Below are 14219 nucleotides of genomic sequence, written 5' to 3' on the forward strand. Positions count from 1 at the left end.
CGGCGCTCGGATTCGCGGGGCCCTCCCCCGCCGCCCCCGCGCGCCCGGCCCCCTCCCCGCACGCTCCGTTCCAGTCCGCGCGACCCGTCACCCCGACCAGGATCCGCGCTGCCTCCCCCTCTCCCCCCCTTTTCACAAAGAGCCAGCGGGGGAGGGGGTGTCGTGCGGGGGGCCGGCGGGGTAGGGCCCCGCGAATCCGAGCGCCGGCCCGCATCGGAGCGCCTCGCGCCCGGTCTCGGCTCCCCCGTTCTCACGGCAACGGCCCCCCAAAAGGCGCGAGTTCGCGGGAGGGGCCCCCGCCGGCCCCCCGCACGACACCCCCTCCCCCGCTGGCTCCGTTGCTGTCTACCTCACCCTTTGCCGAAGCGATCGCCGATGCTGGCAGGGCAGTTGGTCGCCCGGAAGAAGCTCGTCGGGAACGGGTGGTTCCCGCGGGTCGGCCGGATCTCCATGGTCACGATCACAGGCGGCGCGGTCATTTGCCAGGTCACCGTGAACAGCTCGTCGTTGTCCTTCTGGGCGGTGGTCGTCCCGGCCTCGAAGAGCCGGAAGATCCCCCACGGCCCTTCGCGCACGAGCTCCTCGTCGAGCCCGCCCGCGCCGCGCACCTGGATCCTCGCGCCCTTCGCGCCTTCGCCCGGCCAGTTGAAGGTGTGCCAGAACTCCTTCTCGTTGCGATAGAGCCTCTTCTGGCCGTCGACCTCGAAGACCACCTCGCTCACGATCGGGCTGACCGTCTTCATGTTGATGTGGAAGACGACCTTCGGCTCCGCCCCGCCGCTGCTCCCGAAGAGCGCGTCGGAGATCTCGTTCGAGCGCCGGAGGCAGTTGTACAGGTTCGGGCTGAACGGCGTGAACGGCTTCGCCGCCTGCGGCTGCCCCGACAGGTGGGCCTTCGGGAAGAACTCGTGCCCTACCTGGTAGTGGAAGCCCTTGAGGTACGTCTCGTAGAAGCCCCAGAGCACCCCGTCCTTCGGCTTGAAGAAGGCCATCGCGTCCTCGAGCGACGCGTCGCGCGACGAGGCGAGGTTGAACGGGTAGCGGTCCTTGATCTTGTCGCGGTAGTGCGGCCAGACCTCGACCTCCCAGATCCCGCTCGCCGCGCCGCCTGCGCGCCGCACGACGGCCTTGTACGCCTGCCGGAGGGGGTTCATGAGGAGCGGCTCCATCAGCCGCTGCCCGTTCTGGTCCATCGAGAGCAGCAGCCCCTGGGTCTCCTTCACCGCGTCCTGGAACGCCTCCGTGGCCTTCGAGGTGTCCGCGTCCGGCGGCCCGTCCTCGACGACGCTCATCTCCCCTGCCAGCCGCTCGAGGTGGCCCACGTACTGGCCGAGCTTGGGCGGGGGCGGCGGGGGCTGCCCTTCGCCTGCCGGCGGCTGGGGCACCCCGAAGCTGGCCATCGACTCGAACTTGTCGGGCACCGGATCGTAGTGCTCGCGCTGGTTCCCCGTGAGCATCGAGTCGACCCGCACGCCCGTCCGCCGATCGACCTTCTGCGCGATCATGTCCTTGGCCCTGTCGAGCAGGCCGCCGTCCGCCGTCAGCAGGCTCGGCTTCTCGTCCTTCCCGAACTGCGTCTCGTCCGAGAGCCGCTGGAGCAGCCGCCGGTAGGGCCAGTCGGGCGTGGAGAGCACCCTGAACTCGTGGATCGCGTCCCGGTTCGTCTTCGGGACGTCGACCTGGATGTCGCGGAAGAACGCCTCCCACTGCGCGATGTACGCGTTGTCGTAGTCCTGCCGGACGCGGTCGAGCTCCTTCTGGATCTGGTCGCCCTGACGCTTCTCGTCGCTCGACAGCGGGAGCACCCAGAGCTCGCGCTCGAGCTTCTTCCTCCCCTCCTTCAGCGACTCGAGCACCTGCGCGTGCCCCTTGGCCGTGTAGGGCCCCTGCACCTCGAACCACGTCCCGCCCCGGTTCTTCTGCGCGCTGTGGATGACGGTCAGCACCTCGGACCGATCCGCGAACATCTCGTTGAGCGACACCGGCGGGTACTTCAGGTTCTCCGGCGTGTTCGGCCCCGACTCGTCGTACTTCTGATCGATCAGGCTCGTTACAAACTGATCGTAGTAGCGCTTCGTCGGGTCGACCCGCAGCAGGTCGGCGCGCGCCCGGGCGATGAGCGGCTCGTTCAGCTCCTCGGCCTCGAGCTTCTTCCGCCGCACGAGGTCGATGTAATACGCGACGTGCGGCGTGAGCCGCTCCTTGAGCTCGCTCTCGGGCAGATCGGTGAACGGCTTCAGGGTGTCGGCCCAGACCTGGACGAGCCGCCCGGTTTGCCACCGCGCCGCCTGCTCATCCATGTGGCCCTGGTACTCCTTGCCGAGCAGGAGGTAGCTCCGCAGGGCGTTGTAGCCGTCCAGGAACTCCCCCTCGCGCACCTTCTCGAGCTTCGCCTCGAGCTGCGCCTTCGCAGGGCTGACGAAGCCCTGCTTCAAGCTCATGATGTACTGGCCCATCGTCGGCGGGAACAGCTTGTCCCCCTGGAACATGAACCAGCCGTACTCGATCGGCGTGTTCTCGACGTAACCGTCGAGCTTCCCCACGTGCTCCTGCAGCCGATCGAGCTTGTCGATGTTCGCGCGCACGTTCGGCGGCGTGCCGGCCCGCCCGGACCAGTCCACGAACGCGATCTCGTCCGAGATGCGCCGGGTCTCGGCGACGAGCGCCTTGTTGTTGAAGTACGAGATCAGCGCCGGCAGGAGGAACAGCAGCGCCACGAGCGCCGCGGCCGCCGCGACCAGGATCCGCTGCATCCGCCGCCGCCGGAGCTCCGCCTCGGAGCGCGCGGCGAGGTCCTGATCCGGGAAGACGACGTTGGTGAAGACGTCGTGCAGGAAGAAGCTCTTCGACTCCTTCGGGACCGCGGCGTCCTCCTCGCCCTCGCCGAGCCCCGCGCGGAGCCCGAACGCGCGCCCCATCGCCCCGACCACGCGGTCGAGCGGCCGCCCCTCCTGGACGCCGCTCGTGAAGTAGAACCCGCGCAGGATCGGCGTGGGCGCCGCGCCCGCCTTGGGCGCGAACGCCGCCGCGATGAAGTCCGACAGGTTGCGCTTCACCGCCGCGAACTCGAGCGGGAACTGGTAGCTCTTCTCCTTCACCTCGCGGTTGCGCTCGCCGATGAGCCGCTTCGTCAGCCGCGCGTGGAGCTTCTCGACGAGCACGTCGAACTCGCGGTCGAAGATCTTCCCGGGCTCGTCCTTGTTCTCGTCGAGCCGCACGGTGGCGCCCCACGCCTGGGCGCGCTCGCTCTTCTTCAGGTCGCCGAAGTACTCGGTGAAGCCCGCCACCAGGTCGCTCTTCGTGAAGAGCACGTAGACCGGCAGGACCATGTGCAGCGTCTGCTGCATCTCGTCGATGCGCGCGCGGATCTTCTTGCCGGTCTGATCGATCTGCTCGTCGCTCGCGTCGAGCAGCTCGCTCAGGCTCACCGCGACGATGACGCCGTTCAGCGGCTTGTGCTCGCGGTGCTGCAGCAGCGTCTCGAGGAACGCCATCCACTCGTCGTGGTCATCGCTCTCGGTCGTGTACCGGCCGGCCGTGTCGAGGAGGATCGCCTCGTTCGTGAACCACCACTCGCAGTTCCTCGTGCCGCCGACGCCGCGCACGCCGGTGCGCTCGGGGTCGACGTACGGGAACACGAGCCCGGAGTGCCGGAGGGCGGTGGTCTTGCCTGCCCCGGGCGGGCCGACCATCACGTACCAGGGGAGGACGTAGAGCGCGTCGGCGCCCCGCTTGCCCCCGCCGAGCTTCGAGGCCTTGAGCGCGGCGATGCCCTCCTGCATCTGCCGGTTGAGCTCCTGGATCTCCGCGCGCCGCTCCGGCTTCGCGTTGATCACCTGCTCCTGCGCCTGCTGCGCGATCGCCTTCTCGAGCGCCCGCGCGGCGCGCGCCGCGCGGATGCGCCTATAGATCGCCAGCCCGACGAGCACCGCGAGGACGACCGCCGTCGCCACGAGCGGGATCTCGATCGGGAACGCCTCGGCCCCCTCCCCTGCCGCCGGGCGCAGCATGAACCACACTCCCCACACGGCGGTGAGGAACAGGGCGCTCAGGATCCACAGCCACATCGGAAGTCTCCCTCGGGAACAGCAGAGAACGGCGGAGTCGCCTAGGTCCCCGTGCTGATCAGCTTCTTGATCTGGTCGGCCACGCCCTCCGCGTCCGAGGCCACGACGAGCCGGAGCACGATGACCACGAGGACGGCCAGCACGAGCAGCCCGAGCGCGATGGCCAGGTAGGGCAGCTCGCGGCGCACCGCGTTCGCCCCGCCGTCCTTGCGCTCCGCGTTCGGCGCGAGGACCTCACCGCCGCCCTCGGAGACAGCGACGTGGTTGCCCACGCCCTCGATCACGGCGCCGAGGCCCTCCTGCTGGCGCAGACGATATTTCCCCTGGAAGCCGAGGGCCAAGCAGAGGAAGTAGATTTGCGCGACGTGGTTCCTGCCGCGCTGGCCGTAGAGGTTGTCGAGGTTCGTGAAGAACCCGTCGCCGGCCGTGTTCAGCTGGAAGAACTGGAACTGCAGCGGGTTCTGGAGCCACTGCGTCCTCCCCGGCCAGTTCGAGTTGAAGATCACCTCGTCGGCGAAAGCCGCGAGCGCGAACTTCGCGTCGATCATGTCCTGCTCGGGGATGCGCGCTTCCCGCCCGTTCTGCATCATCGTGTCGAACAGGCCGAGGACGCGCCGCTGGAGGATGTCGGGCGCCGGGAGGTCGCGCGAGTTCCTGAGCTGCAGGATCAGCGAGAGCACGTCGGAGCACACAAAGTACATCGTCTGCGAGAGGCTCATGGGCTCCTCACCCGGAGGGGGCGGCCTGACACGTTCACTTTCCTGCCGGGACGGCGATCAGCCGGAGATCGACCTTTTGCGGTTCGATCGGCTGGTAGATAGCGATCGTGCCAGAGCCGAGGATATCGTTCCAGTAATCGCCGTTCTGGTTGACGCGGAGGTAGACGAGGCCCGGCTTGATCGGGATGGCGCCCGGCGGCCGGTACTCGATGGCGACATTCACGCCGGGCGTCGCGGAGTGCAGGATGTGCCCGATCTGCGTCCACGAGCCGATCTTGAGCAGGCGCGGGAGCCGCTCGCGCAGCGTGGCCTCGTCCGTGCCCTTCGCCTCGAGGAACATCTCGTGGCTGCGGGGCAGCTTCGGGTCCTCGAACCTGCCGAGGTACATGCCGTCCTCGCGCTTCTCGAGCGGCACGATGACGAACTGCTCCGTGACAACCTCGTTGATGAGCCTCCAGGCCCGGTCGAACATCGGCTCGAGGACGCCATCGAGCTCGAGGTAGTTGAACTTGGGGATCGTCGTCGGATCGCTGTCGGTCGCTGCAAAGGTGCAGAGCTCTCCGATGAGCGAGCCGAGGACGACATAACACTGCTCCGGGTGCGCGCCGCCGTGGTCGACGAGGTGCGACACGATCGGGATGTACGAGTTCAGGGTATGGAGCAGCCAGAACTTGGTGAGGTCGGAGGCCTGGAAGTCGACCGACGCCGCGCTCCGCATGCGCCGCCCCTCGACGAGCGACTTCTGCTTGCCGACGAGCGCCGAGAGCACGCGGCGGAGGCCGGACATGATGTGATCCGACGTGTTGATGCGGAGGACCGACGGGATGAAGCTCTTCCGCAGGGCGATCGCGCCGGAGCTGTCGCGGACGAGCTGCGCGATGCGCACGGTCTGGTAGGCGTCGCGCGGCTCGGTGCCGAAGAGGAGCCGCAGGTTGGTGCGGGCCCAGGTGACCGACTGCTCGTTGCGCCCGGAGTTCACGTCCGGGACCGTCGTCTGGGCGGCCACGAACCGCTGGGCGGGGCCTACCTTCGCAGGGTCCAGGCTGATGTTCGCGGCGGTCTCGCGCAGGTTCGGGATGCCGAGGAAGACGTCGAGCGTCTTCAAGGCGGCCGGGAAGGCGCCCTCGAGCGGCCGCGCCTCGACCTGGTCTTCGCCGCGATCGCCGATGAAGAACGGCGTGCCGTCGGGGAAGACGCCGTGGCATTTGACCACCTTGAACTGCCCGGCGGAGAGCGCTCGCTCATCGAACTGGGCGGACGTGATGCCCCAGTCATAGCCAACGACGGCGTGGAGACGCGCGTGGAGCAGCGTCTCGTGGTAGGCGTCCGTTTGCTGCAGGTGCTGAGGGGTCATGAAGAGCCCCTCGGTCCAGACCGGCTTGCGCGGGTGAATCATGTCGCCCGTCCAGTCTTATCAGATGTGCCGTGCGCGGCGTCGCGAAAGCGGGTCGGGCGCAGGGAGCGACGACGCTGCGCTGCGCGCATCGGACCGCTCGTCGTCGACGGGGACCGCGCGGTCACGTCGCGCACGTCGCGTGGACTGCAGCTGGGAGGACGACCTGCGCGCGCCACGGCCATCACTTCCCCGGGCGAGCGGGCGCCTCCGGCGCGGCCACCTTCTTCGGCAGGCTGAGCCGGCGAACGGCGCTCGCGTTGGGAAACATCGACTCGTCGAACTCGACCCCGTTGTCGATCTTTGTCGAGTCGATGAAGAACGCGACCCGCGGATCGGCCACGGGCGGACCAGCGTCGGGCTCGCGGCCGCCGCACTGGGCCTCTCCGGGCGGGAGCGGGAATTCGTAGAAGGTCTTCCAGCTGTTGCCCTTCGGGCTGTGGAACAGGGCGGCGCCGACGAGGTGGCTCGCGTCGGGCAGGCGCTCGAACTTCACCTCGACGAGGTCGTTCGGGAAGACCTCGACCTCGTCGACCTTGGCGAGGTCGTCCTCGAGCGTCTCCTTGTCCTTGAGGAGGATCTGGTCGTACGTCGCGTTCTCCATGCGCGCGCTGCTCTTCAGCTGGTAGAGCCGCACGACCACGGGCCGGGGGTTCCCGTTCTCGTTGGGGTTGATGTTGTCGGACGCGTAGATCGAGAGCGTCACGATCTGGACGTCGCACGGCTCGGGGGCCGCGGGCGGCGGCGCGGCGGACGTGCAGCCCGAGACCGCGGCGGGCAGCGCGGCGCCGAGGCCGACGGCGAAGGTCGCCGCCGCGATGGCCGCCGCGACCTTCGCCGGGGCCGCCCCGCGGAGGAGCGACGCCGGCCGACGTCGAGGCCCCGGCCGGCGCGCCGAGCCCTCCCCTGCGGGGGAGGGCGAACGCGGCTCCCCGATCCACATCGAACGCTGTAGGAGCTTGGCGAACGGGACCATGCTCCGCCCAATTTATGCGGAGTCTCGCGGCCAGTACAACTTTCGGTGTGCGAGCGGCGTCGATCGGTCTGATTCAGTCCGTTTCAGTCCGAGAACGCGATCGTGAAGTTCTTTTCGGCGTCGACCCCGATCTGGAGCCGCTTCGGAAGCGGCCCCTCCGCCATCTTCTCGAGGACGGCGACCGAGAGCAGCGGGAGGAGCGACGCCCGGAGGATATGGTCGATGTTGCGCGCCCCCGTGTCGACCTCGGTGCAGCGCGCCGCGATCGTCTCGACGAGCGCGTCCGAGTACGACGCCTCGATCCGCTGGCTCTTGCGCAGGCGGTCGACGAGCGCGTCGAGCTTGAGCCGCGTAATCTCGCCGAGCGCGTCGGGCGAGATCGGCAGGTACGGCACCGTCGTCATGCGCGCGAGCAGCGCCGGCTTGAAGTGCGCGGAGAGCGTCGGCTTGATCGACTCGACGATCTCCTTGATGAACTCGCCGTCCGCGTCGAGGCGGCGCGACGGGTCTTCTTCTCGCGCGGCGACCGTCATGTTCGTGATCTTATCGGTCGCGAGGTTGCTCGTCAGGATGATGACCGTGTTCTTGAAGTCGACGAGCCGCCCCTCGCCGTCGCTCAGCATGCCCTTGTCGAACACCTGGTAGAACAGGTTCATCACGTCGGGGTCGGCCTTCTCGACCTCGTCGAGGAGCACCACCGTGTAGGGCCGCTGGCGCACGGCCTCGGTGAGCATGCCGCCCTCGCCGTAGCCGACGTAGCCCGGGGGCGAGCCGATGAGCCGGGAGACCGTGTGCTTCTCCTGGAACTCGGACATGTTGATGACCGTCATCATCCGCTCGCCGCCGAACATGAGGTCGGCGATCCCGAGCGCGGTCTCCGTCTTGCCGACGCCGCTGGGCCCCACGAGCAGGAACACGCCCTGCGGCGTGCTCAGCGGCTTCAGGCCCGCGCGCGCGCTCCGGAGCTCCTTCGAGATGCTCACGATGCCGTGCGTCTGCCCCTTGATCCGCCGGGTCAGCCGGTCCTCCATCTCGAGGAGCGCCTTCACGTCGTCCTGGACCATCTTGCCGACGGGGATGCCCGTCCACGCCGCGACCACGCTCGCGACCATGGCCTCATCGACGTCCGGCCGGATCAGCGGCACCTCGCCCTGGCTCTGCTTGAGCTCGTCGAGGGCCTTCACGACGTCACGGCGCGCGGCGTCCCGCTCCTCGTTCGTCTTGGCCTCGTCCATCTTCTTGCGGGCGTCGATGACCCGCTGCGTGCCCGCCGTCTCCTTCGCGTAGTCGGCGCGCACCGACTCGAGCTCGGCCTTCGCCTTGGCGAGCTTGTCCTTGAGCTCCGCGACCCGCTCTTGATCGATGTGGACGCCCTTGTCCCGATCCCGCTCGAGCGCCTTGAGCTCGGTCTCGGTGTTCACGATGAGGATCTCGGCGTCCTCGACCGCGGCGGGGCGCTGCTGCAGCGCGACCTTCACCCGGGCCGCACAGGTGTCGAGCAGGTCGACCGCCTTGTCCGGCAGCTGCCTCCCGGTCAGGTAGCGCGCCGACAGCCGCACGGCCGCGGTCACCGCCTCATCCTGGATGATGACGTTGTGGGCCGCTTCGAACTTCGGCCGGAGCCCCCGGAGCATGACGACGGCCGCCGGCTCGCTCGGCTCGTCGACCTTCACCGGCTGGAAGCGCCGCTCGAGGGCGGCGTCCTTCTCGAAATATTTCTTGTACTCGCTCCACGTCGTGGCCGCGATCGTCCGGAGCTCGCCGCGGGCGAGCGCCGGCTTGAGCAGGTTGGCCGCGTCGCCGCCGCCTTGCTGGCCGCCCGCGCCGATGAGCGTGTGCGCCTCGTCGATGAAGAGGATGATCGGCTTCGACGACCCCTTCACCTCGGCGATCACCTGCTTCATCCGGTTCTCGAACTCGCCCTTCACGCCGGCCCCTGCCTGGAGCAGCCCCATGTCGAGCCCGAGGATGTCGACGCCCTGCAGGAGCGGCGGCACCTTCGGGTTCTCCGGCGTGCTCTCGACGATGAGCAGCGCGAGCCCCTCGACGAGCGCCGTCTTCCCGACGCCCGCGTCGCCGACGATGATCGGGTTGTTCTTGCGCCGCCGCGCGAGGATATCGATCACCTGCCGGATCTCCCGCTCGCGGCCGAAGATCGGATCGATCTGCCCCGCGCGCGCCTTCCCCGTGTAGTCGACGCAGAACTTCGCCAGCGCCGAATCGGGCCCGGCGCTCGCCATCCCGGCCGGCAGCTTCCCGGCCCCGGGCGCGCCCGCGCCCGCCGAGGCCGCCGCGGCCTCGGCCTCCTCCTTGGAGCCGGAGACGATCTTGGAGAGGTTGTTCTTGAGATCGTCTTTCGAGATGCCCTCGAGGTACGCGCCGATGCTGCTCACCGAGTACCGGGTCGGCTGCTGGACGAGGCGCTGGAAGAGCACGCCGCTCCGGACCCGCTGGTAGCCGTACTCCATGGATCCGACGAGATAGGCGTCCTGCATCCACTCGAGCATCGTCGGCGAGAGCACGGGCCTCCCGGCGTTGCCTTTCCTCAGCTCTTCCAGGCTGCGCTGGAGCGCGGCGCGGAGGTGCGACGGGTCGAGATCATAGTGGGATACGAGAAACGCGATGTCGGAGTTCGCGTCGTCGAGCAGCGCGAGGAGCAGGTGCTCGAGCGTGACCTCGTAGTGGCGCGCGTTGACACACTGGCCAATCGCCGCCTCGAGGGCAGAGGTGCAGTTCTTTGTGAGTCGCTTGACGATGGCTTTGGTGTCGACGAGCTGCATGCGCGGCATGCTAACCGAGGCGCGCCCTCGTCCGAAAGCGCCTCGTCAGCCTCGCCCCTTGCGCTTCTTCTCCGCGGCCTCCGGGGCGCGGCCCTCGGCCCCGCTCGCGTCTCCGCGCTCCCGCGCGGGCGCCTTGGCCCCCCCGCGGGTCGCGTCGCCGCGCGGCGCCGGCGCCGCGTCGCGGGCGCCGTCGTCCTTCTCCTGCGCGGCGAGCGATTCGCCGGCCGCGACGCGGTCCACCATGTCGGGCCGTATCCGCAGCTTGAGCAGGGCGCCGACGCGGAGCTTTTGGTCCGGCTCAATACGGTTATCGCGCGCGACGTCCTCGACGTCTATGACGAACTGCCGCGCCACGCCGATCAGCGTATCGCCGGGCGCGACGCGGTAGAGCATCACCTCGCGCGCGGACCGCGACTGCCCGCGCGCGGCGCGCGTCCGCGGCGGGGCGCTGGCCGCGTCGTCGTCGGACGAGCCCTCCGGGCCGTCGTCGAGCGACGACATCGCCACGGGATCACGCATCGAGCGTCGCTTGCCGAGCGCAGGCCGGCCGTCGTCATCCACGTCCGTCTCCGCCGTCTCGGCCGCCCGCTTCCGCGCGGGCTTCGGGAGGAGCGAGAGCAGGCTCTCGTCGTCCCGGCTCCCCCTCCGCGGCGCGAAGTCGCGCCCGCCGAGCAGGTCGACCGGATCGAGGATCGACGCGTCGTCCGTGGAGAGCACGTCCGTGGAGAGCATCGCGGGCAGCGCGGCCTGCGCTCGCGCCAGCGTGTCCGACGGGAGCATCACGAGGAAGTCCCCCCGTCCGGGCGGCACGCGGTCCCCCAGGATGTCGGGGTTCAGCTTCCGCAGCGTCGAGGTCCCGACGCCGGCGGCCTTCGCCAGCGTCTTGAGCGGCGTCCCCGGGGACACCGCGATCTCGGCGGCGTCGATCGGCCGGCTCACCGCGACCTCATCGAACCCGAACCGCTCCAGGTTGTTCGCGACGATCGCCGCCGCCCCGATCTTCGGCACGTACGCGGCCGTCTCCGAGGGGATCGCCTCCTGGCGCGCCAGCTCGTTGAAGTCGGACGTCCCGTAGCGATCGATGCGGTCGAGCAGCTGCTCGTAGCCCATGTTGTAGGCCGCGAGCGCGAGATCCCAGCTGCCGAAGCGCAGGTAGAGATCGCGCAGGTGGTGAGCCGCCGCCTGCGTGGCGAGGCGCGGGTTCTTCCGCTGGTCGAGGTGCCGCGTCTGCTGGAGCCCGTAGACCGCGCCGGTGGCGGGCATGAACTGCCAGAGCCCGACGGCGCCGACCGGCGATTTCGCCCGCGGGTCGAAGCCGCTCTCGATCATGGCCACCCAGAGGAGATCCTCCGGAAGCCGTCGTTCCCTGAGCTCGGCCTGGATCATCTCCTGGTACCGCCCGCTCCGCTTCAGCCACGTCTCGAACATCTGCCGCCCGCGGTCGGTGCGCGTGAAGAAGCGGACGTACTTGAGGGTGCGGCGCGACACGGCGAGCCGGAGGTCCGGCAGCTGCAGCTTCGAGAGCGCCTCGGCGCCGGCCGCGTCGAGATCGTCCACGTCGTCGGCGTAGCTGCCTTCCGCCGAGAACGCGCGCGGCGGCCGCGAGAAGCTCGGCCGGTCGACCTCGCACGCGGCGCCCTCCCGCGCGTCGCGCCCCGCGGCCTCGCGCAGCCGCCACAGCTCCCGCGACTCGCCCCCCGGCGGCGCTGCCGGGCCGTCGAGCCCGCGCGCAGGCGCCGCGGTCGGCGGCGGCGCCGCGGCGAGCGCCACGACCGGCGCCGTCGCCCGCGGTGCCCCGAGCTGGTAGGTCGACACCGCCGACTGGACCGACGTGATCGCCGACTGGGGCGCCGCCATCCCGACCCCGTAGCCAAACGCCAGGGCCGAGACCAGGGGAGGGATCTTGTGGACGAGGCTCATTTGCGTGTGGTTCAACGTCGCACCATGTAGGCAAACCGGTCAACAAACCGGCCGGCCCGGGTGGGCGGGGGCTGGGCGGGCCGGCCTCGGCGCCCTCTGGGCGGGCCGGCCTCGGCGTGGCCTCTGGGTGGGCCGCACGCGGACTGGCGGGCCGCATGGTGCGGATGGATGTCAGGCACTCCCGTCCGGCGGAGCGGGTCTGCTAGTCTGCACCCATGCCGGCGGCGCTCTCGGCCCGCGTGTCCGACACCCAGGCCAACCAAAGCTTCGACGCTTCGTTCGAGCGCTTCCCTGTCCGGATCGGCAGGAATCAGCTGAACGACCTTCACATCGACCGGCCCTACATCTCCCAGTTCCATGCGGCGGTGGACGTCCGCGATCGCCGGATCCTCGTGCGCGACCTCGGCTCCACCAACGGGACGATGTTCGCGGGGCACCGGCTGGCGCGCGACACCTCGGTGGACGTGAGCGGCCAGCCGGAGATCACGATCGGCCCGATCCAGATCCGGCTCGCGATCATCGAGGCGCCGCTGAAGTCCGAGAGCCCGAACGACGGCACGCTGCTCGGCACGGGCGGAGACAACCTCTCCGCGCTGATCAGCCCGCAGAAGCGCGCCGCCCCCGGCGGTGAAGACCCGTACCTGCGGCAGGTGGTCCCGTACCTGGAGGCGTACCGGACCGCGTGGGCCGCGGTCTACCGGATGATCTGGGATCACCTCGCGCGCCTCCCGCCCGACGCGCGCCAGAGCTACCTGCGCCGGCTCGGCGAGGAGCACCCGAGCGTGCTCGCGGAGCGGGATTTCCAGAAGATCTCTCAGTACTACGGCGTGGACTACCGCACGCTCGGCGAGCTGGCCCCGGCGAACGCGGCGTTCGCAGCGCTCTCCGAGCTGGCGGGCGCCCTCGCGCCCGGCACGAAGCCGCCCGACGACGTCGCGGGCATCGTCAACTTCGCGCGGCGGCTCCGCGACACGATGGAGGTCTTCCTGAAGTGCTTCGTGAGCTTGCGCGACGGCTATCAGGAGTTCGAGGCCGAGGTGCTGGCGCGCGATCGCTCCGCGGAGACGGACAAGGTCGCGAACGCGCAGGACGCGAAGGAGCTCGGCACGGTCCTGCTCACGCCGGTCGGGGGCCCGGACGCCGCGCGGCACCTGCACGAGATCTTCGTGGATGTCATGAGCCACCAGATCGCGCTCTTGAACGGCGTGATGGGGGGCGTGAGGTCGCTGCTCGTCAAGCTCTCCCCGAAGACGCTCGAGGAGAAGCTCGAGCGCGCGGGCAAGAAAGGCGGGCTGTTCTCGAACAGGTACGAGGAGCTCTGGAAGCTCTACGAGCGCCGCCACGGCGACTATTCGGGGGAGGACAAGGAGACTTTTCGGGAAATATTTGGCGAGCAGTTCTCTCGGGCGTACGCTGCGACCGCCGCAGAGGACTATGGGTCGTCCGGCGAGTCGGGAGGCCGGAGCATCGTCCGCTTCCCCGGCTCTGGGAATCCGAACAAACGCTAGCGCCCCAACACGGCGGGGCTTCGCGCGGCGAGCCGCGTCTTGGGCTCGCCGATCTTCGCCGGAGGCGCGGCCGAACGCGAGGCGCCGTTCATGCGAATCAGGGAGAAAGTCGTAGCAGCAGGATGTCTGGCGGTGGCCGCGTGCCTCCTCGCCCCTCTCGAGGCGGCCGCGCAGACGACGGTCCAACGCGATAAGAACTGGGCCACGGTCTCGGACGTGAGCCTCGTGCTGGGAAGCTCCGTCGTTTTCCTGATGCCGCGTGTCTATTACAGCGATCCCGAGGCCACGGTCGGCTGGAAGGGGCGCTGGCATTTCTCGGTCATGGCGCCCGCCATGACGATGACCGCGCTGACGCTGCTCGTGGACCTGCCGATCAAGAACGCGCTCGAGTCGACGCGCCCTGGCTGCTCGATCGACGAGACGAAGGCGGCTGTGTCCGACTCGGGCTGCGAGTCGTTCGGCGGCCCGTCGACGCACGCGTTCGCCTCCTGGGGCGCGACGGGCGCGGGGACGGGCATCTTCGTGGTCGACACGTTCCGCTACTCGTCTGGCCGCTTCAACGCCGGCGGCTTCATCGGCAATGTGGCCTTCCCTCTCACCGCCTCGGTCGTCACCACCATCGCCCGGAGCGTCGCCCCCGGCGACACGCGGCCGCACGAGAACGCCGGTCAGATCGCGATCGGCGGCGTCACCGGCTTCCTGAGCGGCCTCGCCGTCGGCACCGCCTACGCGATGCTCCAGCGCCCGAACTGCGGCTACGGCAACGCGCTGTTCTGCTGGTAGCCGCCTCTCCGCCAGGCCCCCTCCCCTCTCCCGCAGGCCTCCCTACTCCCCCTCGCTGGCAAGCCTCCCTCTG

The 14219-nt window shown here is 69.6% G+C and carries 8 protein-coding genes; 2 read left to right on the forward strand and 6 right to left on the reverse strand.

Features of this window, described 5'->3' with window-relative positions; translation table 11 throughout:
• Positions 1 to 350 precede the first annotated feature (350 nt).
• From tssM to WMF14_RS27695, 6 genes are all read right to left on the reverse strand, one after another.
• Positions 351 to 4067 carry a type VI secretion system membrane subunit TssM gene (tssM, locus tag WMF14_RS27670; RefSeq protein WP_437790810.1) on the reverse strand — a complete coding sequence of 1239 codons (3717 nt, stop codon included), beginning with the start codon at positions 4065 to 4067 and terminating at the stop codon, positions 351 to 353.
• Between the two features lie 41 nt (positions 4068 to 4108).
• Complete coding sequence (locus tag WMF14_RS27675) at positions 4109 to 4786, reverse strand: DotU family type IV/VI secretion system protein (protein WP_272093890.1); 678 nt, start codon at positions 4784 to 4786, stop codon at positions 4109 to 4111.
• Positions 4787 to 4820: 34 nt separating this feature from the next.
• A complete protein-coding gene (gene tssK / locus WMF14_RS27680) occupies positions 4821 to 6182 on the reverse strand; it encodes a type VI secretion system baseplate subunit TssK (protein ID WP_272093891.1) in 1362 nt (453 codons plus the stop codon).
• A 181-nt stretch (positions 6183 to 6363) separates the two neighbouring features.
• On the reverse strand, positions 6364 to 7155 hold the full coding sequence (gene tssJ, locus WMF14_RS27685) for a type VI secretion system lipoprotein TssJ (protein ID WP_437790812.1): 792 nt from the start codon (positions 7153 to 7155) through the stop codon (positions 6364 to 6366).
• An 83-nt stretch (positions 7156 to 7238) separates the two neighbouring features.
• Complete coding sequence (tssH, locus tag WMF14_RS27690; protein ID WP_437790814.1) at positions 7239 to 9944, reverse strand: type VI secretion system ATPase TssH; 2706 nt, start codon at positions 9942 to 9944, stop codon at positions 7239 to 7241.
• A gap of 36 nt (positions 9945 to 9980) precedes the next feature.
• On the reverse strand, positions 9981 to 11870 hold the full coding sequence (locus WMF14_RS27695) for a transglycosylase SLT domain-containing protein (protein WP_437790816.1): 1890 nt from the start codon (positions 11868 to 11870) through the stop codon (positions 9981 to 9983).
• Positions 11871 to 12070: 200 nt separating this feature from the next.
• On the opposite strand from WMF14_RS27695, the gene WMF14_RS27700 reads away from it, so the two are divergent.
• Positions 12071 to 13363: a type VI secretion system-associated FHA domain protein gene (locus tag WMF14_RS27700; RefSeq protein ID WP_272093895.1), complete on the forward strand. Its 1293-nt coding sequence runs from the start codon at positions 12071 to 12073 to the stop codon at positions 13361 to 13363.
• Between the two features lie 132 nt (positions 13364 to 13495).
• Positions 13496 to 14146 (forward strand): hypothetical protein, encoded by a 651-nt coding sequence (locus tag WMF14_RS27705; RefSeq protein ID WP_437790818.1) that lies wholly within the window; start codon positions 13496 to 13498, stop codon positions 14144 to 14146.
• The last annotated feature ends 73 nt before the right edge of the window (positions 14147 to 14219 follow it).

The sequence above is a fragment of the Sorangium sp. So ce693 genome (genome assembly GCF_051521375.1).
GTDB classification, from domain to species: Bacteria; Myxococcota_A; Polyangia; order Polyangiales; family Polyangiaceae; genus Sorangium; species Sorangium atrum.